General features: G+C 71.2%; 20 protein-coding genes and 2 pseudogenes. 14 read left to right on the top strand and 8 right to left on the bottom strand.

All coding sequences use genetic code 11. The features are described from left to right. The first annotated feature begins 34 nt into the window (after positions 1–34). The gene (locus tag E3O50_RS03060; RefSeq protein WP_134560297.1) at positions 35–1,273 is read left to right on the top strand and encodes an alanine--glyoxylate aminotransferase family protein; all 1,239 of its coding nucleotides are present in this window, start codon (positions 35–37) and stop codon (positions 1,271–1,273) included. Continuing rightward, positions 1,270–2,550, top strand: coding sequence for an allantoate amidohydrolase (locus E3O50_RS03065; protein WP_134560221.1), 1,281 nt, complete (start codon positions 1,270–1,272; stop codon positions 2,548–2,550). Before E3O50_RS03060 ends, E3O50_RS03065 begins: the two co-directional genes overlap by 4 nt. 14 nt (positions 2,551–2,564) lie before the next feature. Here the strand turns inward: E3O50_RS03065 and E3O50_RS03070 are convergent, their stop codons facing one another. Further along, the gene (locus tag E3O50_RS03070; RefSeq protein WP_241975462.1) at positions 2,565–3,242 is read right to left on the bottom strand and encodes an NTP transferase domain-containing protein; all 678 of its coding nucleotides are present in this window, start codon (positions 3,240–3,242) and stop codon (positions 2,565–2,567) included. A 73-nt stretch (positions 3,243–3,315) separates the two neighbouring features. Here E3O50_RS03070 and uraD point away from each other — a divergent pair. From uraD to E3O50_RS03085, 3 genes and pseudogenes are all read left to right on the top strand, one after another. Further along, positions 3,316–3,774 (top strand): annotated as a pseudogene (gene uraD / locus E3O50_RS03075) (2-oxo-4-hydroxy-4-carboxy-5-ureidoimidazoline decarboxylase); the annotation flags it as partial. Positions 3,775–3,975: 201 nt separating this feature from the next. Further along, a complete protein-coding gene (gene uraH, locus E3O50_RS03080) occupies positions 3,976–4,302 on the top strand; it encodes a hydroxyisourate hydrolase (RefSeq protein WP_134448999.1) in 327 nt (108 codons plus the stop codon). A 158-nt stretch (positions 4,303–4,460) separates the two neighbouring features. Further along, positions 4,461–4,874, top strand: a complete 414-nt coding sequence (locus E3O50_RS03085; RefSeq protein WP_134448920.1) for a hypothetical protein — start codon at positions 4,461–4,463, stop codon at positions 4,872–4,874. A 38-nt stretch (positions 4,875–4,912) separates the two neighbouring features. On the opposite strand, the gene E3O50_RS03090 is transcribed toward E3O50_RS03085, so the two are convergent. The 4 genes from E3O50_RS03090 to add all read right to left on the bottom strand — a co-directional run bounded on the left by E3O50_RS03090 (position 4,913) and on the right by add (position 10,067). Beyond that, positions 4,913–6,379 (bottom strand): amidohydrolase family protein, encoded by a 1,467-nt coding sequence (locus E3O50_RS03090; RefSeq protein ID WP_134560223.1) that lies wholly within the window; start codon positions 6,377–6,379, stop codon positions 4,913–4,915. A gap of 41 nt (positions 6,380–6,420) precedes the next feature. Next, positions 6,421–7,326, bottom strand: a complete 906-nt coding sequence (gene pucL, locus E3O50_RS03095) for a factor-independent urate hydroxylase (protein WP_134560225.1) — start codon at positions 7,324–7,326, stop codon at positions 6,421–6,423. Positions 7,327–7,366: 40 nt separating this feature from the next. Continuing rightward, positions 7,367–8,830, bottom strand: coding sequence for an allantoinase AllB (gene allB / locus E3O50_RS03100; protein ID WP_134560227.1), 1,464 nt, complete (start codon positions 8,828–8,830; stop codon positions 7,367–7,369). Positions 8,831–9,038: 208 nt separating this feature from the next. After that, positions 9,039–10,067, bottom strand: a complete 1,029-nt coding sequence (add, locus tag E3O50_RS03105; RefSeq protein WP_134560229.1) for an adenosine deaminase — start codon at positions 10,065–10,067, stop codon at positions 9,039–9,041. Positions 10,068–10,304: 237 nt separating this feature from the next. Here add and E3O50_RS03110 point away from each other — a divergent pair, with 237 nt between their 5' ends. The 5 genes from E3O50_RS03110 (at position 10,305) to E3O50_RS03130 (ending at position 14,744) form a co-directional block, all read left to right on the top strand. After that, positions 10,305–11,405, top strand: coding sequence for an ABC transporter substrate-binding protein (locus E3O50_RS03110; protein WP_134560231.1), 1,101 nt, complete (start codon positions 10,305–10,307; stop codon positions 11,403–11,405). 104 nt (positions 11,406–11,509) lie between these two features. Then, positions 11,510–12,331, top strand: coding sequence for an ABC transporter ATP-binding protein (locus tag E3O50_RS03115; protein WP_134448926.1), 822 nt, complete (start codon positions 11,510–11,512; stop codon positions 12,329–12,331). Next, on the top strand, positions 12,331–13,143 hold the full coding sequence (locus tag E3O50_RS03120; protein WP_134448927.1) for an ABC transporter permease subunit: 813 nt from the start codon (positions 12,331–12,333) through the stop codon (positions 13,141–13,143). The genes E3O50_RS03115 and E3O50_RS03120 overlap by 1 nt, the downstream gene beginning before the upstream one ends. Further along, on the top strand, positions 13,143–13,994 hold the full coding sequence (locus E3O50_RS03125) for an ABC transporter permease subunit (RefSeq protein WP_241975463.1): 852 nt from the start codon (positions 13,143–13,145) through the stop codon (positions 13,992–13,994). The genes E3O50_RS03120 and E3O50_RS03125 overlap by 1 nt, the downstream gene beginning before the upstream one ends. A 63-nt stretch (positions 13,995–14,057) precedes the next feature. After that, positions 14,058–14,744, top strand: coding sequence for a methyltransferase domain-containing protein (locus E3O50_RS03130; RefSeq protein WP_241975464.1), 687 nt, complete (start codon positions 14,058–14,060; stop codon positions 14,742–14,744). 65 nt (positions 14,745–14,809) lie between these two features. On the opposite strand, the gene E3O50_RS03135 is transcribed toward E3O50_RS03130, so the two are convergent. From E3O50_RS03135 to E3O50_RS03140, 3 genes are all read right to left on the bottom strand, one after another. Further along, positions 14,810–17,608 carry a molybdopterin cofactor-binding domain-containing protein gene (locus E3O50_RS03135; RefSeq protein ID WP_166790692.1) on the bottom strand — a complete coding sequence of 933 codons (2,799 nt, stop codon included), beginning with the start codon at positions 17,606–17,608 and terminating at the stop codon, positions 14,810–14,812. Beyond that, positions 17,605–18,474 carry an FAD binding domain-containing protein gene (locus E3O50_RS19040; RefSeq protein WP_166790693.1) on the bottom strand — a complete coding sequence of 290 codons (870 nt, stop codon included), beginning with the start codon at positions 18,472–18,474 and terminating at the stop codon, positions 17,605–17,607. The genes E3O50_RS03135 and E3O50_RS19040 overlap by 4 nt, the downstream gene beginning before the upstream one ends. Positions 18,475–18,586: 112 nt before the next feature. Next, positions 18,587–19,090 (bottom strand): MogA/MoaB family molybdenum cofactor biosynthesis protein, encoded by a 504-nt coding sequence (locus tag E3O50_RS03140; protein WP_134560235.1) that lies wholly within the window; start codon positions 19,088–19,090, stop codon positions 18,587–18,589. Between the two features lie 79 nt (positions 19,091–19,169). On the opposite strand from E3O50_RS03140, the gene E3O50_RS03145 reads away from it, so the two are divergent. The 4 genes and pseudogenes from E3O50_RS03145 to E3O50_RS03160 all read left to right on the top strand — a co-directional run. Further along, entirely contained in the window at positions 19,170–19,574 is a 405-nt protein-coding gene (locus E3O50_RS03145; RefSeq protein WP_134448930.1) for a TOBE domain-containing protein, read from the top strand. A gap of 65 nt (positions 19,575–19,639) precedes the next feature. Beyond that, positions 19,640–20,419 (top strand): molybdate ABC transporter substrate-binding protein, encoded by a 780-nt coding sequence (modA, locus tag E3O50_RS03150; protein ID WP_134560302.1) that lies wholly within the window; start codon positions 19,640–19,642, stop codon positions 20,417–20,419. 7 nt (positions 20,420–20,426) lie between these two features. Beyond that, positions 20,427–21,263 (top strand): ABC transporter permease, encoded by an 837-nt coding sequence (locus tag E3O50_RS03155; RefSeq protein ID WP_134560237.1) that lies wholly within the window; start codon positions 20,427–20,429, stop codon positions 21,261–21,263. Then, positions 21,260–21,985 (top strand): annotated as a pseudogene (locus tag E3O50_RS03160) (ATP-binding cassette domain-containing protein); the annotation flags it as partial. The gene E3O50_RS03155 and the pseudogene E3O50_RS03160, both read left to right, overlap by 4 nt. Between the last annotated feature and the right edge of the window lie 43 nt (positions 21,986–22,028).

Consider the following 22,028-nt stretch of genomic DNA (forward strand, 5'->3'; position numbering starts at 1 on the left):
GAGCCTTCCGATCAACCCGCCGCAGCGCCTGCTGATGGGGCCGGGGCCGATCAACGCGGATCCCCGGGTGCTGCGCGCCATGTCCGCGCAGCTCGTCGGCCAGTACGACCCGGCGATGACGGGCTACATGACCGAAACGATGGGCCTGTACCGCGACGTATTCCGCACCGGTAATGAACAGACCCTCGTGATCGACGGCACCGCGCGCGCCGGGATCGAGGCCGCCCTCGTCTCGCTGATCCAGCCGGGCGACCGGGTGCTCGTGCCCATCTTCGGGCGCTTCGGGCACCTCCTCCGCGAGATCGCCGAACGCGTCGGCGCCGAGGTGCACGTGCGCGAGGTGCCGTGGGGCACCGTGTTCACGCCCGCCGCGATCGAGCAGGCGATCATCGAGACCCGGCCGGCGCTGCTCGCGATCGTGCACGGCGACACCTCGACGACCCTCGCCCAGCCGCTCGACGAGCTCGGCGACATCTGCGCCAGGCACGGCGTGCTCTTCTACACCGACGCGACGGCCTCGCTCGGCGGCAACACCTTCGAAGCGGATGCCTGGGGCCTCGACGCCGTGACCGCCGGCCTGCAGAAGTGCCTCGCCGGGCCATCCGGTTCTGCGCCGGCAACGTTCTCGGCCCGCGCCGTCGACGTGATCGAATCCCGCCGGAGCATCGAGGCCGGGATCCGCGAACCCGGGGACGCGGTGCTGTCCAACCGGATCCGCTCGAACTACTTCGATCTCGCGATGCTCTTCGACTACTGGGGTCCCCGTCGGCTCAACCACCACACCGAGGCGACGACCGCCCTCTACGGCGCCCGGGAGTGCGCGCGCCTCCTGGTCGAGGAGGGGCTGGCGGACGCCGTCGCCCGGCACCGGCTGCACGGCTCGGCGATGCTCGCGGGAGTGCACGGGCTGGGGCTTTCCGTCTTCGGCGACCCGGCCCACCGGATGAACAACGTCGTCGCGGTCGAGATTCCGGACGGCGTCAACGGTGACGCGGTGCGCGGCTCCCTGCTCGAGGACTTCGGCATCGAGATCGGTACCTCCTTCGGTCCGCTGCACGGCAAGGTCTGGCGGATCGGCGTGATGGGCTACAACGCCCGCAAGGACACCGTGCTGACCACCCTTGCGGCGCTCGAACAGGTGCTCCGGCGCGCGGGGGCATCCGTCACGGGCGGCGGGGGAGTCGGCGCGGCCTGGGACCTGTACGCCGACGCGGACCGTGCCGGTGCCGGGGCCTCCGGGGCCGCCGCCGACGCAGCTGCGGTGCTCTCATGACGGCGGCGGTGCCGACGGTGTCGGATGCCGACGCGGCCGTGATCCTCGCCCGGTGCGAGGAACTCGCCCGGCACTCGTCCCTCACCGACGGGATCGAGCGGACCTACCTCTCCGCGGAGCACGCCGCCGTCAACTACCGCGTCGCCGGCTGGATGGCCGCTGCCGGACTCACGACCTGGCAGGATGCCGCTGGCAACCAGTGCGCACGGCTCTCCGGCCGCACCCGCGGGCTTCCGGCCCTGATGCTCGGCTCCCACCTCGACACCGTGCGCGCGGCGGGCCGCTACGACGGCATCCTCGGCGTGCTCGTGGCCATCACGGTCGCCGGGCGGATCGCCGCCTCCGGCCGGCCGCTGCCGTTCGCCCTCGAGATCGCCGCATTCGGCGACGAGGAGGGCACCCGCTTCGGCACGACCCTGCTCGGCAGCCGGGCCGTCGCCGGCACCTGGCTCGAGTCCTGGTGGGACCTGCGCGACGCGAGCGGCACGAGCCTCCGCGAGGCATTCGCCGCCTTCGGGCTCGACCCCGCCAAGGTCGGCGACGCCGCCCGCGCCCCACAGGAACTCGTCGGCTACCTCGAGGCCCACATCGAGCAGGGGCCCGTGCTCGAGGAGGAGAACCGCGCCCTCGGCGTCGTGACCGGGATCGCAGGGGCCCGTCGCTTCCTGTTGACGGTCACCGGGTCCGCCGGGCACTCCGGGACCCCGTGGCCCCGCCGCCGCGACGCCCTCGCCGGGGCCGCGGAGTGCATCACCACGATCGAACGCATCGCCCGCGCCGAGGGTCTCACCGCGACCGTCGGCCACCTGAGGGTGTTTCCGGACGCCGTCAACGTCATCCCAGGGAAGGTCGAGTTCAGCCTCGACCTGCGTGCGCCGGACGACGCCGACCGCGACAGGGGCTGGACCCTGGTCGAGGCCGCCCTCACCGACATCTGCGCCACACGCGCCCTGCATCTCGACAGCAACCAGGTTCACGAGGCGGCCGCCGTGGCCTGCTCGCCGCGGTTGCGTGCGGCGATTGCGGCGGGCATCCGCTCGACCGAGGGTGGCGCGGAGGCCCCGGCCGAGCCGGCCCCGCGCGAGCTGCCCTCGATCGCCGGTCACGACGCGATGGCGATCGCCGCGATCACCGACGTCGGCATGCTCTTCGTGCGCTGTGCCGGCGGCATCAGTCACCACCCGGACGAGTCGGTCACCTCGGCCGACGTCGCCCTCGCCGTTGACGCCCTCGAGGCCGCCGTCCGAGCCCTCGCCGCAGACTACCCGGCCCGGTAGTCAGCTCACCGCCGTCATGCCTCTGGAACGCCGGGGAGCGTGTCGACGTCGGCGCCCGTCGTGAGGTCGCCGCATTCGACAGGGAGCACGCCGTGGGCGAGCAGATAGGGCCGCGCCCCGGTGTCGCCGGTGAGCTGCGCCCGCAGCGGTTCCCAGTGCGCGCGCCCGATCAGCACCGGATGCCCCGGCCGGCCGCCGAAAACGGCCTGCCTCAGGCTATCCGGGGTCACGCCCGCGTCAGCATCGAGCACCCGCGCCACCGTCGCGGCGTCGAGGTCGGGGACGTCCACGGGAACGACCGCAACGGCGCCCACGGCTCCGGCGAGACCGAGGGCCGTGTCGATCCCCGCGTGCAGCGACGCCGACAGCCCTTCTGCCCAGTCGGCGGCATGCACCACGACCGTCGCACGGTCGGGACCGGCAACCGCAGGGGCCGCCGCGTCGATCAGGCCCGCATCGGTAAGCAGAGCGGCGGCCGCGGCACCCTCGGCTCCGAGCACGACGATGACGGGCGAACAACCCGCCGCGCGGAGCACGCGGACGGTCCGTACGAGCCACGGCACACCGTCGGCCCCGCGCACGAGCGCCTTCGGTTGCCCGAACCGGGAACCGGCCCCCGCTGCCAGCACAAGCCCCGCGACCGGGGCTTTCCCGGCATCCGCCCGGTCGCGCGCTGCGTCTGCATTCACCATGCCCGCCATCGTATGCGCTCTCGCCACGGGCACTCTAGGCTGGACCAGGACGAGGAGAACTGCCATGAAGAGGATGTCGACACCTGAGCTTCGCGAGGCGCTCCTGACCTGCCTGGCCGTACCCCGATGGGTCGACGAGGTCGCGTCGCAGTCACCGTTCGATTCGGCAGCCGCCCTGCTCGCCGCCGCCCGCACGGCCGCGACACCGCTCAGCCGCAGCGAGATCGACGAAGCGCTGTCCGCGCACCCGCGGATCGGCGAGACCCCGCGGGGAGACTCGCAGGCCGCGCGGTTCTCCCGCAGCGAGCAGTCATCCGCCGACGCCGCAGACTCCACCCTCGCCGCGGCCATCGCCGAGGGCAACCGGGCGTACGAGGAGCGGTTCGGCCGGGTCTTCCTGATCCGCGCAGCCGGCCGGTCGCGCACCGAGATCCTCGCCGAACTGCACCGGCGCCTCGCGCTCGACGACGCCGCCGAGTTGAAGATCGTCGGCACCGAACTGCGCGACATCGCCCTGCTCCGGCTGGCCACGCTCGCCGGAACCGTCGCAGAACGCCTCGCCGCCGAGCGGGCCGCCCGGAACGGCGCCGCCGACTCGCCGGACTCCGAGGGTCTCGTCGCGAGCGTGGTCGCCGACGTCGTCGCCGCGACGGCGGCCGCCGGCACCACGACCGCTCCGGCGACCCCTTCCGCCGCCCCGACCGCCGCCGCGACCGCGACTCCCCGAAGCCGCATCACGACCCACGTCCTCGACGCCGTGTCCGGCCGGCCCGCAGCCGGGGTTCCCGTCGAGCTCGAGCGGAAGCTCGAGACCGGCTGGCACGTGCTCGCGAACGCCGGCACGGATGCCGACGGCCGGGTCTCCATGCTCGGTCCCGTCGATCTCCCCGCCGGTCGGTACCGCCTCACCTTCGACACCGGGCGCTACTTCGCCGGAACCGGCCAGCCGACCCTGTACCCGGAAGTCTCGGTGACCATCGACCTGACCGACCCGGCCGAGCACTATCACGTGCCGCTGTTGCTCAGCCCCTTCGCGTACTCGACGTACCGAGGCAGCTGACCCGAGCGGCTGACCGAGGCGTCTGCCCGCCCCTGACCGGCCACAGTCATCCGGGACGACCGCCGGATGAGAGACTGGCGGGGTCGGTGTCCTCACGCGTTCGCACGTGCGGTGATGCGTGCCGAAGTTCGGCCCGCTCAGTGTTTCAGGAGGTGCTCGTGTCCAGGATCCGGGAACGACTGCCGGTCTCACCGGCCAACACCCTCATCGCATGCGCCATACTGATCGGCGCCGTCATCGCTGCGCTTCAGGGCAACGTGGCCGGCGCGTTCGCCCTCCTCGGGGCCGCGGTGTTCTGGGTCGGCGTCGCCCGCTATGCCCGCCGGGCCACCGCACGGGACAGGGACCGGATCGGCACCTTCGAATACCGCGACGCTCGTGACCGGGCACTCGGGAGCCGGGCATTCGCAGGCGTCGGAGTGGTGGCGCTGGCCTGGTCCGGACTCGACGTGATCGGGATGGTCGCGACCGGCCACAACGACGGGACGGCGACCATTCGTTTCCTCGTGCTCATTGCCGCGTTCTCGATCGCGCTCGCGAATGCCCTCGAGAAGGAGCACCCCGAGCCCTGATCGGCGCCGGGAGCTCGGTGCCGCGGGGCGGGGCCGCGCTACTCGGGGGCGAGCACGCGGCGTCCACGCACGAACACTCCCGTGATCGCGGGCTGGCGGAGCGCGAGCAGCAGGGCGAAGAGGGTCTGGTCCGTGGCCATCCGCTCGTCGTCTGCCCGGATGCCACGGTTCAGGACGGTGGCAAGCGGCTCCCAGCGGTCCGGTGCGATGAGCAGGAAGTCGGCGTCCTTGCCCACGTCGAAGTTGCCGAACCTGGCCTCCATGTCGAGGGCGCGGGCGCCGGCAAGGGTGCCGGTGAAGAGCAGCGCGGCGGGGTCGAGCGAGAGACCGGCGTCGCCCGGCTCCGACAGGTGTACCTTGAAGCAGTCGTTGAGCACCCGCGAGATCAGCCACTCGTCGCCGGCGCCGATGTCCGAGCCGATCGCGACGTTCACGCCGAACGAGGTCGTACGCAGCCACGGCATCGTCCCGGAACCGAGGAACTGCTGTGAGGTCGGGCAGTGCGCCACCGAGGTGCCGGTCTCGGCGAGCCTGGCGAGCTCGGCATCCTCGCAGTGCACGGCGTGGGCGAGGATGCTGCGCCGACCGAGCAGGCTCGACCCGCCCCGCTTCGACCCCGGCAGGAACAGCCCGTCGTAGGTGTCGAGGTAGGTGTCGACCCCGTACACCGCCTTCACGGCGTCGATCTCGCCGGTGCCGGGCCGGTTGTTCTCGTTGAGGTGCGAGTGGAAGTACACGCCGCGCTCGCGCGCGTCGTCGTAGAGTTCGCCGAGGCCGGCGAGGGTCTTCGGGGTCACCGAGAGGCTGAACCGGGGCACGACCGCGACCTGCAGCAGCGCCGTCGCGGGGTCGCCGGTGTCGACGGCGTGCCAGCGATCGATCTCGGCCCCGATCAGGTCGAGGGCCTCGGCCTCGCCGGTCAGGAGCGCGCCGGCAGGGCCCGACCCGACGGTCTGCACCCCGCGGCCGCTGACCAGGCGGAGCCCGGCGGCCTGGCTCTCGGCGAAAAGTGCATCCTGGGCGTGCGGGAACGCCGACCCGAAGACGAGGGCGCTCGTTGTGCCGGCCGCGACCCGTCGCCGGGTGAAGTCGCGGGCGATGCGCGCCGCGAACTCGGGGTCGCGCAGCCGGGTCTCGGCGGGGAACACGCAGTTGTCGAGCCACTCGAGCAGCTGGCCGCCGCCGTAGGCGTCGGTCGAGTAGGTCTGCGGGTAGTGCAGGTGGGTGTCGACGAAGCCGGGCAGGATGAACCCGCCGCGGTTGTCCGTCACCGGGTGGTCGCGGAACGCGGCCGGAAGAGCGGCGAATGGCCCGACCCAGGCGATTCTGCCGTCCGCACCTGTGACGAGGGCGCCGTCGGGCAGGGAGACGAGGTGCTCCCGGGCGTCGGCGACCACCGGGGATCCCGCGATGTGGAAGACGTGACCGCGATAGACGTGGGCGGTCGGCGCGGGAACGGCCGACGGATCGGGGGAGGCCGCAGACGCCGGCGCGGGGGTGCTCATCACAGCCATCGTACGGGCGGACCCGCAACGAAAATGACCACCTAGACGAGCCCCGTGTACGAGTCCCAGGCGGGTCCTGCGTCCGCGGCGTCGTCGTGCAGCACGGTCGCCTGGATCAGCCCGTACGGGCGGTCGGCCGCGTGGTACACCTCGTTGTCGTTGGCCACGCCGAAGGGGGAGAGGTCGTAGAGGAAGTGGTGCTTGTTCGGGGCGGACAGGCGCACCTCGGCGACCACGGGAAAGGCCTCGAGCACGGCCCGGCCCATCTCGTAGAGGGTCTGCTGCAGGGCCAGGGAGTGCACGGTCGCGAACTGGCTGACGAGCACCTGCTTGACGCCGTCGTAGGTGGCCTCCCAATCGACATCCGTCGTCGAAAAACGCCAGCCGGCCGTGAGCGAGGTCGCCATCACCCGGTCGGAGGTCGGCTGCAGGAGCGTGTACGGATCCTGCATGAAGCCGGCGAACTCGGAGCCCGTCGACTTGAGGATCACGAGGTCCTTGAGCCCGCCGACCACCCAGGTGCGCCGGTCAGCGCCCCTGCCCTCGACCGTGATCGCCGCCGTGCGCACCTCCTGGCCGCGCCGCACCCAGGTGTGGTCGTGCTCACTGCCGTCGATGAGAACCCGTTGCCAGGCGAACTCCTCGATCTCGACCCTGGCGGTGTGCACGGGCTCGACCGTGTCGACGAAGTGGGCGGCGAGGTCGAGGCCGTAGTTCTCGATCGAGAGCAGCCCCTTCTCTTTCGCGAAGGAGTATGCGGTCTGCTTCTGGGTGTCGGTCGGCAGCACGTTCAGCTGGTCGCCCGCGAGGTGCGCCCTGGCGAAGTCGCCGCGGAGCGCGGTCGAGACGCTGATGTCGTGGATCTCGTGCCGGGGGGAGTCGCGGTAGATGCGTACAACCCGGTTTTCCGCTTTTCCGTACCGGTTGGGTCCGAGGATGATCGACATCGGGTGGTGCTCCTTCTGGTGGGTGGGGAAGGGTGGGGATTCAGGGCGTGGGGGCCGGGCGCGTGGGGGCCGGGCGCGTGGGCGCCGGGCGGCGGAGCAGGGCGCCCCGGGGAGGGTGTTCCGGGCGGGCGGATGCCGCGGGCGACGTGATCCCGTTACCCGCCCCGGTGTCGTGCACGAGCGCGCCGGCGAGCCAGGTGCCGTGCACCCGTCCCCTGAGCGTCGCGCCGTCGAACGCGCTCACCGGGTTCTTGTGCTGCAGGGCGCCGACGTCGACCGTGAACGACTCCTCCGGCGCGAAGGAGACGAGGTCGGCATCCGCCCCCGGCCGGATGATCCCCTTGCCGGTGAGCCCCGCGAAGCGCGCCGTCGCGGTCGACATCCAGCCGATCACCCGGTCGAGGCCGATCCCGGCCGCGCCGGCGGCCGTCCAGACCGCGGGCAGGCTCAGCTCGAGGCCGGAGATCCCGCCCCAGGCGAGGCCGAAGTCGCCGCCGTGGCCGAGCTTGAGCTCCCGGGTCGCTGGCGAGTGGTCGGAGGCGACGAGGTCGATCGTGCCGTCGAGCAGGCCGGCCCAGAGCAGCTCGCGGTTGGCGGCGTCCCGGATCGGCGGGCAGCACTTGAAGGCCGTCGCTCCGTCCGGGATCTGTTCCGCGGCGAAGGACAGGTAGTGCGGGCAGGTCTCGACCGTGATCGGCAGTCCCTCTGCCCGTGCCGCCCGCAGCCGCGGCAGCGCGGCGCCCGCCGAAAGGTGCAGGATGTGCGCGCTCACGCCCGTGCGGCGGACCGCGTCGATCACGCGGTCGATCGCGCTCGCTTCGGCCTGCGGCGGGCGGCTCGCGAGGAAGCCGGCGTAGGAGCGCCCGGTGGCCGGCGGGGCCGCGTCGAGTTCGGCGGGGTCTTCGGCGTGCACGAGCAGCAGGCCGCCGAATGCGGAGATCTCGGCGGCGGCCGCGAGGAGTTCCGCGGAGGAGAGCGCGGGGAACTCCTCGACGCCGGAGGGGGAGAGGAAGGCCTTGAACCCGAATACACCGGCTGAGTGCAGCTCGCGCAGGGTGCCGAGGTTGCCGGGGACCGCCCCGCCCCAGAAGCCGACGTTGACGCTCGCCTGCGGGCCGGCGGCCGCACGCTTGAGGTCGAGGCCGCTGACCGTCGTCGTCGGCGGGATGCTGTTGAGCGGCATGTCGATCACCGTCGTGACCCCGCCGGCCGCGGCGGCGCGGGTGGCGCTCGCGAAGCCCTCCCAGTCCGTCCGACCTGGCTCGTTGACGTGCACGTGGGTGTCGACGAGACCGGGCAGAAGCACGCGCCCGCTCGGCAGGCGGATGTCCGTGGCCGCCCCGTCGGACAGGCCGGAGTCAGCGATCGGCCGGGTCTCGACAGGTTCGTCGATCGGCAGGATCGCGGTGACGATCCCGCCCGTGATCGTCACCGCCCCGCGCACGAAGCCGGCAGGCGTGAGCACGGCGTCCGCCCGGATCACCCGGTCGACTCGTTCGCGCATCTGTCCTCCTGCCTGCTGGAATCTCAGGCCGTGACGCTGGCCAGATGGTCTAGCAAACACCCTGGTGAGGACCGCGGGGTGCCAATCGGGACTCTTGAAACGCGATCGTCACACGCCGGACGGTTGTCCGTAATACGGGCCCCGCCGCGCCTCCCTGGCAGGGTTCTGCGGGACCGGTTTCGCGGGCCGGACCGGCCTCCGGTCCCGGCTAGGCCGGGTTCGCCGCGAGGAAGGCGTCGATCTCGGAGAGGTACCCCTGTCGGTCGGCGTCGGACAACCAGCTCGCCTCGAAGGAGTTCCGGGCCAGCTGGACGAGCTCGTCCCTGCCGATGCCGGCCTGCCGGGCGAATGCCGTATAGGTGTCGGCGACATAAGCCCCGAAGTACGCGGGGTCGTCGGAGTTGAGGGTGACGAGCACGCCGAGGCGGAGCAGCTCGACGATCTCCCGCGCCTTCATGTCCGAGGTCACGAAACTGTTCGAGACCGGGCAGCAGGTCAGGCCGATCCGGCGTTCCCGGACGAGGGCGACGAGCGCCGGGTCCTCGAGGATGTTCGTGCCGTGGTCGATCCGGTCGACCCTGACCTCGCCGAGCACCTGGCGGATGTTCTCGATGCTGCCGACCTGGTCGATGTCGCAGTGCATCGTGAGCCTGAGGCCGGCCTCACGGGCGAGCCGGAAGACCTCGGCGAACTTCGCCGGGGGATTGCCGCGCTCGTCGGAGTCGAGCCCGACGCCGACGATCAGGTCGCGGTAGGGCAGGGCGGCCAGCAGGGTCTCGTGGGCGCTCTCGGCGGATGCGTCACGCAGGAAACAGAGGATCAGCTCGGCGGAGAGACCGTAACCGGCCGCATCCGCTGCAGCACGGTGCAGTCCGGTGATCACGGTCTCGAAGGGCACGCCGCGCGTCGTGTGCGCCTGCGGGTCGAAGAAGGCCTCGACGTGGCGGACCCCGTCTGCGGAGGCGCGACGGAAGTACGCGGTGGCGAGGTCGTAGAAGTCCTGCTCGGTGATCAGCACGTTCATCGCGGGGTAGTACACCGCGAGGAAGCTTGCGAGGGAGTCGAAGGCATAGCTCGCGCGCACCTCCTCGACCGTCGACTGGCCGATATCGACACCGTTGCGCGTGGCGAGGGCGAGTTTGAGGTCGGGTTCGAGGGTGCCTTCGAGGTGCACATGCAGCTCCGCTTTGGGCAATCCGGACACAAACGCGGCAGTAGGCTCAGTAACGGACGGCATCGGGGCTCCTTTTCGGGCGGACGCCGTGACCGTATCACGCGGCAGATGCACTTTTCCTCCCGCGACGGGTATCCAGCATGCTGCAACACGACGGAAACACTGTCGAGGTCGCAGCGTCATCTGCGGGGCCTAAATTCAGGGAACCCGCACGTGTGCCGCACAGCATTACACAGCAGCCGTTTTCCCTGACGGCACCCCCAACGGCACCCCACGAGCATCATCGAGAGGAACAGCTTCATGACCCGGACCCAAGGTTTAACAGCACACCGTTCACCGGCAGGGCGTCCCGCCCGTCGCATCCTGCAGGGAATTGCCGCTGCGGCAGCCGTGACCATCGCGCTCACCTCCTGCGCGACGAGTTCCACGCCGGCAGCCTCGGCTTCCGGTGCGCCCGCGTCCTTCGGCACCGCGAGCATCCAGCTGTCCTGGATCAAGAACACCGAGTTCATGGGTGAGTTCCTCGCCGACTCCAACGGCGACTTCACCAAGGCCGGCTTCGATTCCGTCGACCTCATCGCCGGCCCGGCATCCGCTGAAGCGGGCGTCATCTCCGGCACGGTCGACCTCGGCATCGGCAACGCGATCTCCACCGGAACCGTCATCGCGAACGAAGGCGCCCCGATCAAGATCATCGGCGCCACGTACCAAAAGAACCCGTTCTCGATCCTCTCGCTCGCCAAGGTGGGCAACATCAAGACCCTCGCCGACCTCAAGGGCAAGAAGATCGGCGTGCAGGCGAGCAACCAGAGCCTCTGGGACGCGTTCCTCAAGGTCAACAACATCGACCCGGCCTCGCTGACCACCGTCCCCGTCGAGTACGACCCGACCCCGCTCTTCAACGGCGAGGTCGACGGCTGGTTCTCCTACCTCACCAACGAGGGCATCGACGCAGACCTCAAGGGCCTCGGCCCGGTCAACCTGCCGCTCGCCGACAACGGGCTCCCGTTCGTCGCGGAGACCTTCACGGCCTCCGACAAGGAGATCTCGGGTGACCGCGCGAAGCTCAAGGGCCTCCTGATCGCCGAGATCAAGGGCTGGGCCGCCGCCATCAAGGACCCGGCCGCCTCCGCCAAGCTCACGATCGACAAGTATGGGGCAGACCTCGGCCTCACGATCGAGAAGGAGACGAAGCAGGCCACGATCCAGTCGACCGACCTCATCGTCAGCGACGACACCGTCAAGAACGGCCTCTTCACCATCAGCGATAAGCTGCAGCAGGAGAGCATCAAGACGCTCGCTGCCGCCGGTGTCACCATCACGGCCGACAAGCTCTTCGACATGAGCCTGCTGTCCGAGGTCTACGCGGAGAACCCCGACCTGGTCAACTACGCCAAGTAGGCGGTTCCTCTTCAAGCACGACAGCACCACCAGCAGTACGCAGGCACACCGAAACGAGGCCGCCCCGAAAGCGGCCGACGACGCCCAGTAAAGGAACACACCCTGTGAGTACGACCGATGCCGGTGTCCAGAGCAACGCTCTGGGCACCGGCCTCCACATTTCCGGGCTCCACAAGGTCTTCACCGTGGGCCGGAAGGAAGTCTCCGCGCTCGAGGACGCGACCCTGCACACCGACAAGGGCAGTTTCCTGTCGCTGCTCGGCCCGTCCGGCTGCGGGAAGTCCACGATCCTGCGCATCCTCGCCGGCCTCGAGGAGCCCACGAGCGGCACCGCGAAGGTCGACGGCAAGACGCCCGCCGAGCTGCGCAGCGGCCACGAACTCGGCATCGCCTTCCAGGACGCTGCGCTGCTGCCCTGGCGCAGCGTGCGCGGCAACATCAAGCTTCCCTTCGAGGTCGCACGGATGCCCGTCGACGAGGACTACGTCTCCGAACTGATCAACCTGGTCGGCCTCAAGGCCTTCGAACACGCCAAACCCGCGCAGCTCTCCGGCGGAATGCGGCAGCGGGTGTCCATCGCCCGGTCGCTCGTGCTGAAGCCCTCCGTTCTGCTGCTCGACGAACCCTTCGGCGCCCTCGACGACATGACCCGCCAGCGCCTCAACATCGAACTCCTCAGGATCTGGACCGAGAAGCCCGCGACCACGATGATGGTCACGCACGGCATCTCGGAGGCCATCTTCCTCTCGGACCAGGTCGCGGTGATGAGCCCCCGACCCGGCCGCATCAAGGAGGTCATCGACATCGACCTGCCCCGTCCGCGGCATCCGGACATGATGCGCTCCCACGAATTCCACGCCCTGCACGACCGCGCCTCCGAACTGCTCTTCAGCCCCGACGCCCTCTCCGTGGCGGAGACGGACTGATGCGCGGTCTCGCCTCGTTCCGCACGCTCCCGGCCTGGGCGACCGGGCTGATCGGCGTCGTCGTCGTCATCGTCCTGTGGTGGCTCGGCGCCGCCACGATCTTCCGCGGCATCGGCACCGTACCCGGCGGGGCGATCCCGACACCGGGCGCCGTCGTCGCCCAGCTCGTCTCGGACGGGTGGGCGTTCTACCTGTCCCACGTGTCGATCACCGTGGGTGAGGCGATCGTCGGCTTCCTCTGGGGCAATGCGGCCGCGCTCGTCCTCGCCGGCCTCGTGCTCGTCGTTCCCCGGATCGAGAAGGTCGCGCTGCAGATCGCGGTCATCACGTACTGCATCCCGATCGTCGCGATCGGCCCGATCGCCTACATCGTGATCGGAGCCCCGCGCGGCGGTGAGCTTTCCGGCACCGCGATCTTCCTCGCGGCCATGTCCGTGTTCTTCACGACCGTCGTCGGTTCCCTCGTCGGTCTCAAGGCCGCGACCCCCGCGAGTCTCGACCTCGTCACCGTCTACGGCGGCGGACGGTTCATGCAGCTCCGCAAGGTGCGGCTGATGGCCGGGCTGCCGAGCGTGCTCTCCGCCCTGCAGATCGCGGCCCCCGCCGCGCTGCTCGGCGCGATCCTCGGCGAATACCTCGGCGGCGTCGACCGTGGCCTCGGCATCGCGATGCTCGCGGCCGGGTCCGCGGCGAACGTCGACAGGGTCTGGGGGCTCGCGCTCGTCGCCGGTCTCCTCGCCGGCCTCGGCTACAGCCTCTTCGGACTGATCAGCAAGCTCGCGACACCCTGGCTGACGGGACGGAGCTCCTGATGGCCCTCGAGACCATGTCGGCGGCCCGCCCGCCGAGCGCAGCGAAGGTCGCCCGCGGCCTCGGCGCCGTCATCGGGCGCGCCGCGCTCACCGGCCTGATCACCCTCGTCATCGTCCTCGTCGCCTGGCAGGGCCTGATCCTGCTTCTCGGGGTGTCCCCGTTCATCGCCAAGGGACCCCTCGACGTCTGGAACTGGCTGTTCACCGTTCCGAACGCCGCCGTCAACCGCACGACGATCCTGACCAACCTCACCGTCACCCTCGGGGATGCCTTCCTCGGCTTCGTCGCCGGCCTCGTCGTTGCCCTCGTGCTCGCGATCGCGTTCACGCTCTCCCGCGGTATCGAGAGCGCGCTGATGCCGATCGCGCTGCTGTTGCGATCGGTGCCTCTCGTCGCCCTCGTGCCGGTGATCAGCCTGATCACCGGGCGCGGACCGAGCCTTGTCGTCGTGATGGGCGCAATCGTGGTGCTGTTCCCCGCGCTCGTGAACATCGCGTTCGGGCTGCGGTCGTCGTCGCCGCAGATCAACGACGTCATCGCCGTCTACGGCGGCAACGCCTTCACGGCGCTTCGCAAGGTCGCGCTGCCGAGCTCGCTTCCGTCGTTCTTCGCGGCCGTCAAGATCTCGATCCCCGGCGCGATCACCGGCGCGCTCCTCGCCGAATGGCTCTCGACCGGACAGGGCCTCGGCCACGGCATCGTGATCGCCGTCGCCCAGGTGAAGAACTACGAGGTGTGGGCATCCGTCGTGGCGATCACGCTTGTGTCGATCGTGCTGTACGGCGTCGCGCAGCTCGTGGAGAACCTCGTGCTGCGCCGGATGGGCATGGAGAGCAGCACCGGGGCCTAGCCCCGCGCTCGGCGGTTGCGACAGCCGTAGTGGGCGCATCGGCGCGGGACTACTGTTCCTGGCATGGAGACGTCACAGAACCGTAAGCCGATGGGCAGTCTCAAGACTCCGACCCCGGTGCTCAAAGCACTGGCCGCCCAGCTCGGGCATCCGAGCGGGTGGCGAGGGCGGCTGGTGGGGCGGATGCTCAACCGACGCAACCGGGGAATCATCCGCGCCGCCGTGGACGCACTCGAGGCCACGCCGGATGCCCGGCTCGCCGATGTCGGTTTCGGCGGCGGTGTCGGGATCGAGCTGCTGCTCGACACGGTCGGACCGGACGGGCACGTCGCCGGAGTCGACCAGTCGGAAACGATGGTCGATGCCGCGCATCGGAGGTTCCGCGACGACCTCACCGCCGGTCGGCTGTCGCTGTTCGAGGCGTCGATGGAGTACCTCCCGCTCGCGGATGCGAGCCTCGACGGGGTGATCACCCTCAACACGTTCTACTTCCTGCCTGACCTCGGCCGGGCGGCGGCCGAGTTCGCGCGCGTGCTCCGGCCCGGCGGCCGTCTCGTGGCGGGCGTTTTCGACCCGGCCGCGATGCAGCGGATGCCCGTGGTCGAGCACGGCTTCCGGGTGCGTCCCACCGAGGAGATCACCTCCGCCCTCGAGGCCGCGGGCCTCGTGCAGACCCGGCATCTCCGTGTCGGACACGGCCCGGACGCGTACCACCTGCTGCTCGCATCGCCTGCCCCCGCCCGCGCGTAGCGAGGGGTACCTTTCCGGTCGAGGGGTACCCGTGCACCGGGCGCTCTCGACCGGAAAGGTGACTCTCAGGGGTGCATCAGGCGCCAGATGCGGTCACGGGACATCGGCAGCTCGTACGGGCGGATGCCGATCGCGTCACGGACCGCGTTCGCGAGCGCAGGAGCGACCGGGTTGTACGGCGACTCGCTCATCGACTTGGCGCCATAGGGGCCGAGGTCGTCACTCGTCTCCGCGAAGTACACCTCGGTGACGGGCAGGTCCGCGAGCAGGGGCACGTGGTAGTTGCGCATCACGCTCGTCGTCACGGTGCCCGCGCCGTCGAGCTGGACCTCTTCGTAGAGCGCCGTGCCGATCGCCTGGGCCACACCGCCCTCGATCTGGCCGCGGCACTGCGCCGGGTTCATCACGACGCCGGCATCCGCGGACTGGATCGACTGCAGGATCCGCACCTCGCCGGTGAGGGTGCTCACGGCGACCCGGAAGGCCTGCACGTTGAAGGCGACCGAACGCACGGCGCCCTCCTCGGAGCTCGTGCCGCGGAGAACGGTGCCGGCCGCCGCGCGCGCGGCGAGGTCGGTGAGGGAAACGACGGTGCTGCCGCAGCGGAGGCCGTCGGGCTCGAGGAGCCAGGCGTCGGCGGGGGCGCCGGGGTGGGCATCCGTCGCCGCCTGCCGGAGCACGGCCGCGAGTGCGGTCGCCGCACCCAGCACGGCCTTGCCGGCGACGACGATGCCGGCCGAGCCGAACGCGCCGGTGTCGTAGCCGATCGTGTCGGTGTCGGACTGCAGGATGTCGATCCGGTCGGGGCTCGTGCCGAGCGCGGTCGCGGCGAGCTGGGTGTGCACGGTCGTGGTGCCGTTGCCGAACTCGGCGGTCCCGACGCGCACGGCGTAGCGGCCGTCGCTACCCAGAGTGACGGATGCCTGGGCGAAGTGTCCGCGCGGCGGGATCGTCGCGATCATCGCGGTCGCCATGCCCTCGCCGACCCGCCACTCGGGTCCGTCGGGCACGGGAGTGCCATTGCCGCGGGCGAGGGCGGCCTCGGCGAGGTCGAGGCACTGGTCGAGCCCGTAGCTGCCGAAGATCAGGTCCTCGCCCTCGACGTGGGTGACGACGAGCGGGTCGCCCGGACGCACCGAGTTGAGCCGGCGCAGGTCGAAGGGGCTCATGCCGAGGTCGCGGGCGAGGTCGTCGAGCGCCGATTCGACACCGAAGATGACCTGGCCGAGACCGTAACCGCGGAAGGCGCCGGACGGGAGGTTGTTCGTGTAGACGCTGCGGGCATCCACCCGCTTGTTGGGCACGGAGTACAGGCTCACCGACTCGGAGCTGCCGTGGTACATGACGCCGGGCCCGTGGTTGCCATAGGCGCCGGTGTCGCTCAGCAGGTCGAGGGCGAGCGCGGTGAGGCGGCCGTCGTCGGTCGCGCCGAGGGTGACGCCGACCCGCATCGGATGCCGGGTGGGTGCGACCCGGAACTCGTCGGCGCGGCTGAACTCGTACTGCACCGGGCGCCCGGTCGCGAGAACCGCGAGGGTGACGAGGTCCTCGGTGAGGATCTCCTGTTTGCCGCCGAACCCGCCGCCGACGCGGGCGGTGAAGACCCGGACCGCAGCAGGGTCGAGGTCGAAGACGCGGCAGATCTCCCGCTGGACAAGGAACGGCACCTGGGAGCTCGTCCGCAGCACGAGCCGCTGCTCGGGGGTGCCGGCGTGTTCGAGCCAGCCGATCGTGCCGTGGGTCTCGAGGTGGGTGTGGGCGACCCGCTGGGTCTGCCAGGTGCCCGTGACCAGGTGGGTCGCCTCGCCGAGGCCGGCCTCGAGGTCGCCGTACTCGCCGTGCAGCTCGGCCACGAGGTTGCGGGAGGGGTCGGCGACGCGGCTCGCCGCGGCATCCTTCTCGCCGTGCACGAGGGGAGCGCCGGGCTCGGCGGCGAGGGCCGGGTCGAAAACGGCGGGGAGCAGGTCGTACTCGACGTCGATCAGGCGACAGGCGGCCTCGGCGATCGCGACGGTGTCCGCGACGACGGCCGCGACCCGCTGGCCGCGGAACCGGAGCACCCGGTCGAAGACGAGGGTGTCGTCGGGGTCGTCGTTGCGGTCCTCGTGCCGGGCCGTCGAGAACAGGGTCGCGGGAGAGTCGGAGTGGGTGAGCACGGCACGCACTCCGGGCAGGTCGGCGGCTCGCCCGGTGTCGATCGAACGGATGCTGGCATGCGCGTGCGGACTCTGCAGCACGCTCACGTGCAGCAGGCCGGGCACCGCGACGTCGAGCGTGTACGGTTCGAGTCCGCTCACGACCCGCTCGCTCGCCGGGGCGTGCGTGGAGGCGCCGACGTAGCCGCGGGCCGGCGTGGGCGTCGCGCGGGCGCCGGTGCGGACTACGGGACCGAGGCCGTCGGGCGGAAGGGTGCACGGGGCCGAACCGTCGGCCGGGGTGTGCCGCCCGCGGACGGCGTCATCGATCGCCCGGTAGCCCGTGCACCGGCAGATGTTGCCCTTGAGCAGGCGCGGCAGGTCCTCGAGGTCGTGCTCGGTGAGCGTGGACGCGGTCACGACCATGCCCGGGGTGCAGAAGCCGCACTGGAAGCCGGCGTGGTCGACGAAGCGCTGCTGCACGGGCGCGAGGTCACCCGGCGTGCCGAGGCCGGCGGCGGTCGTGATCGCGGCGCCCTCGGCGCGGAAAGCCGGGTAGATGCAGGAGTGCACCGGGGTGCCGTCGACGAGCACCGAACAGGCGCCGCAGTCGCCGGTGTCGCAGCCCTTCTTCACCTCGAAGTGCTCGAGTTCGCGCAGGAAGGTGCGCAGGCACTGCCCGGGCGCTGCCGCGGCGTCGACCCACTGGCCGTTGATCTCGAACCTCACGGGCGGGCCTCGCTTCCGGTCGCGGGAGTCTCTGCCGATATCGCAGCTGGAACGGTTTCCGGGCCCTCGAGCTGCTGGCGGATCTCCTCGGCGAGCACGGCGCTGACCGCGGCGCGCCAGTCGGCCGCGCCGTGGGCATCCGTGAACCAGGCGTCGATGCCGTCGACGCCGGCACGGAGCGCGGACGCGGTCGGCAGGGTTGCGTAGCGCAGCCGCACCGGCCGGAGGGTCGCGGCCGTGACGGTGAGGGTGAAACGGCCGTCCCGGTCGAGGCGGCCGATGACGACGGCGCCCGAGCGGCCGATGGGGGAGAGTGCGATCTTGCGGAACGCGGTGCGGGCGCGCAGCGACGCGTCCGGGATGTGGATGGAGCGCAGCACGTCCCCGGTGCGCAACACGGTGGTCATGTCGCCGGTGACGAAGCCGGCGGCGGGAAGGCGCTCGTCGCTCCCGTCGCGGCGCCAGACGAGCACCTCGGCGTCGAGGGCCGCGGCGAGGCTCGTCATCGGGCCGGCGGGGAGGGCGGTAGCGAGGTTGCCGCCGACGGTTGCGACGTTCCAGACCTTGAATGAACCGTAGAGAGCGGTGCAGCATTCGAAGAGCAGCGGATGCGCGGTCCAGCCCGGCCGGGTCGGGAGCGCGGCGAGCTGGGCAAGGGTGCACGTCGCGGCGATCTCGAGGCCCTCAGGGGTCACGGTCAGCGCGGGCCAGCCGAACGACTGCAGGTCGACGAGGCCGGTGAGGTGAACCCGGGGATCGGCGAACAGCTCGGAACCGCCCGCGAGGGGAGCGACCGTTTCGCCGAGCAATCCCAGGTCGGCGCGCTCGCGGGCGGGCGTGATCGTCACAACGGTAGTGAGGTCCATTGCTGCTCCAGTCGTCCCGGGCCGAGTATCCAGTCAACCGCATTTCCGGGTCGGTTTCGTCCACGGTACCCTCCCCATCCGGGGGTGCGCCGTCGGGGTCGTGCAGCGCTCGTCAGTGGTCGCGACCGCGGAGCTGGTCGATGAGGTGAGGAAGCACGTCGTCGAGCACGGCGAGACCGTCGCGCACGCCGCCGGTCGAGCCGGGCAGGTTCACGACCACGGTGCGACCGCGGGCGACGCCGACGTATCCGCGGGAGAGCAGGGCGAGCGGGGTGGATGCCGCGCCCCGGCGACGGAGCTCCTCCGCGAGTCCCGGGATGAGCCGGTCGAGGTGCGGCAGCGTCTGCTCGGGCGTCTCGTCGTGCGGGCTCACGCCGGTGCCGCCGGTCGTGATCACGAGATCGCAGTGCGCGGCGATCGCGGCGCCGAGGACCTGGCCGACACGGTCGCCGTCCGGCACGACGTGGAGCGCGTCCACGGTCCAGCCCCTGTCGACGAGCCAGGCGTCGATGACCGGCCCGGTGCGGTCGGGATAGATGCCGGCCGCAGCGCGGGTCGACGCGACGATGATCTGCGCGACGCGCGGCGTCGCATCCGTCGGGGTGTTCGTCGTCATGTCCCCAGTGTGCCGCACGGACAGCCGATCGAAGCAGAACGGGCAGCGAATCCGTAGATGAGGGAATATAGTGCTGCTTATGTCGCAAATACGGATTCGCGAGGCCGCCGGGTTCCTCGGCGTGAGCGACGACACCGTGCGTCGCTGGATCGACAACGAGGTGCTGCCGGCCACGACGGATGCTGCCGGCCGCATGGTCGTCGACGGCGTCGACCTCGCCCGCCTCGCCACAGAACACGCCGCCGTGCCGACCGACCCGTCCGGCACGGCGAGCTCGGCCCGCAACCGGTTCGTCGGGCTCGTCACGCGCGTCGTGAGCGACCCGGTGATGTCCCAGGTCGAGCTGCAGTGCGGGCCGCACCGCGTCGTCTCCCTGATGAGCACAGAGGCCGTGCGGGAACTCGGCCTCGTGCCCGGGTCCGTCGCGGTCGCCGTCGTGAAGGCCACCACCGTGATCGTCGAAATCCCCCAGGAGCATTCGTGAGCACTCGCCGTCACCCCGCTCACCGTCACCCCGCTCGCCGTTACGTTCTTGCCTCGCTTGCCGTCCTGGCCGTCGCCGCGCTGACGACGGCGTGTGCAGGCCCGGCCGGGGCCGGCGCGTCCGCGTCCGCCGCGGCATCCGCTGCGTCGACGGGTGCCGCGAGCCGTGCGCCGGAGACCCTGACCGTCTTCGCTGCGGCCTCCCTGAAGAAGACCTTCACCGAGCTCGCGAGCGAGTTCGAGGCCGCGAACCCCGGCGTGACCGTTGCGCTGAACTTCGCCGGTTCTGCCGACCTCGTCACCCAGATCACCGAGGGCGCCCCCGCCGACGTCTTCGCCTCTGCCGACACGAAGAACATGGCCAAGCTCACCGATGCCGGCCTCGTCGCAGACGCCCCGACGGTGTTCGCGACCAACACCCTCGAGATCGCCGTACCGCCGGGCAACCCGGCCGGCGTCACGAGCTTCGCCGACCTCGCGAACCCCGCCACCAAGGTCGTCATCTGCGCCGCCCAGGTGCCCTGCGGTACCGCGACCACCACGATCGAGAAGGCGACCGGCGTGACCCTCACCCCGGTCAGCGAAGAGAACGCCGTCACCGACGTGCTCGGCAAGGTCTCCTCCGGTGAAGCGGATGCCGGCCTCGTCTACGTCACGGACGTCGCCGGAGCGGGCACGAGCGTCCTCGGCATCCCGTTTCCCGAATCCGGCTCGGCCGTGAACTCGTATCCGATCGGCGTCGTCGCCACGAGCCCGCACCGCGACCTCGGGACCCTGTTCGCGGACTTCGTGACCGGACCGACCGGGCAGAAGGTGCTCGCGGCCGCCGGCTTCGGCACCCCGTGAGCGTCGCATGACACGGGCCAGCGGCGGGGCGGCGGTCTCTCTGCGCGGCACGGCGCGGGAGAATGCCGAGGTGCTCGGTGTGCCGCGCTGGATCGTTGCTGTCGCTGCCGTCGGCGCGCTCTTCATCGTGCTGCCGATCGTCGGGATGACCGCCAGGGTCGACTGGGCGAACTTCGGCGCGCTCGTCACCTCGCCGTCCGCGATCGCGGCACTGCTGCTCAGCCTCCGCACGGCCACGGCGAGCACGGCGCTCTGCCTGCTGCTCGGGGTGCCGATGGCGGTCGTGCTCGCCCGGAGTCGGTTCCGCGGCCAGCGCTTCGTGCGGGCGTTCGTGCTGCTGCCGCTCGTGCTGCCTCCCGTCGTCGGCGGCATCGCCTTGCTCTCGACATTCGGCCGCCGCGGGCTGCTCGGCCAGACCTTCGAGGTGCTCGGAATCCAGATCGCGTTCTCGACGACGGCCGTCGTGCTCGCGCAGGCGTTCGTCGCGCTCCCGTTCCTCGTGCTCAGCGTCGAGGCGACGCTGCGGGCCTCTGGCGCGCGATACGAGGCCGTCGCCGCGACCCTCGGCGCCGCCCCGAACACCGTGTTCTGGCGGGTGACCCTGCCGCTCGTCGTGCCCGGGCTCGTCTCGGGGGCCGTGCTCGCCTTCGCACGGGCGCTCGGCGAGTTCGGTGCGACCCTGACCTTCGCGGGCAGCCTCGAGGGTGTCACCCGCACGCTGCCGCTCGAGATCTACCTGCAGCGCGAGACGGATCCGGATGCCGCCGTCGCGCTCGCGCTCGTCCTCGTCGTGGTCGCCGTCGTCGTGATGGTGGCGACCCACCGGCCGCGAGGGCTCTCGTGACCTTCGAGTTCGAGGCGGTCCTCGCACACCGGAACCTCGACGTCGCGTTCAGCGTGCAGCCGGGGGAGACCGTCGCGCTCCTCGGCTCCAACGGGGCAGGGAAGTCGACCGTCGTGCAGATCAGCGCGGGCCTGCTGCGACCCGATTCCGGCCGCGCGAGCCTCGCCGGCCACGTCCTCTTCGACCTGCCCTCGGCATCCGCTGCACCCGGCGGACGCACCGGCACCGTCTCCCGCGCCGGCACCTGGACTCCGCCGCACTCCCGCGGCACCGTGCTCCTCGCCCAGGAGCCGCTCCTGTTCCCGCACCTGTCCGTGCGCGACAACGTCGCCTTCGGCCCGCGGAGCGCAGGTGCCCCCCGCGCCAGGGCGCGTGAGCTCGCCGAGGAATGGCTCGTCGCCGCGGACGTCGCCGACCTCGCCGACCGCAAGCCCGGCGCCCTCTCGGGCGGCCAGGCGCAGCGGGTCGCCGTCGCGCGCGCCCTCGCCGCGCGGCCGCGCCTCCTGCTGCTCGACGAGCCGATGACCTCCCTCGACGTCGCAGCCGTGCCGGCCCAACGCCAGCTGCTGCACCGGATGCTGTCCGACCGTTCCGTGATCCTGGTCACCCATGATCCGCTCGACGCCCTCGCCCTCGCCGACCGGGTCATCGTGCTCGAGGACGGCCGGATCGTCGAGGCCGGCCCCACCCGCGAGGTCTTCGCGAACCCTCGCGCCGCATTCACCCGCGCCCTGACCTTCGGCCTCACCCCTGGGACGGCCGAAT

It is taken from the genome of Cryobacterium sp. MDB1-18-1, assembly GCF_004402735.1.
Classification (GTDB): Bacteria; Actinomycetota; Actinomycetes; order Actinomycetales; family Microbacteriaceae; genus Cryobacterium; species Cryobacterium glucosi.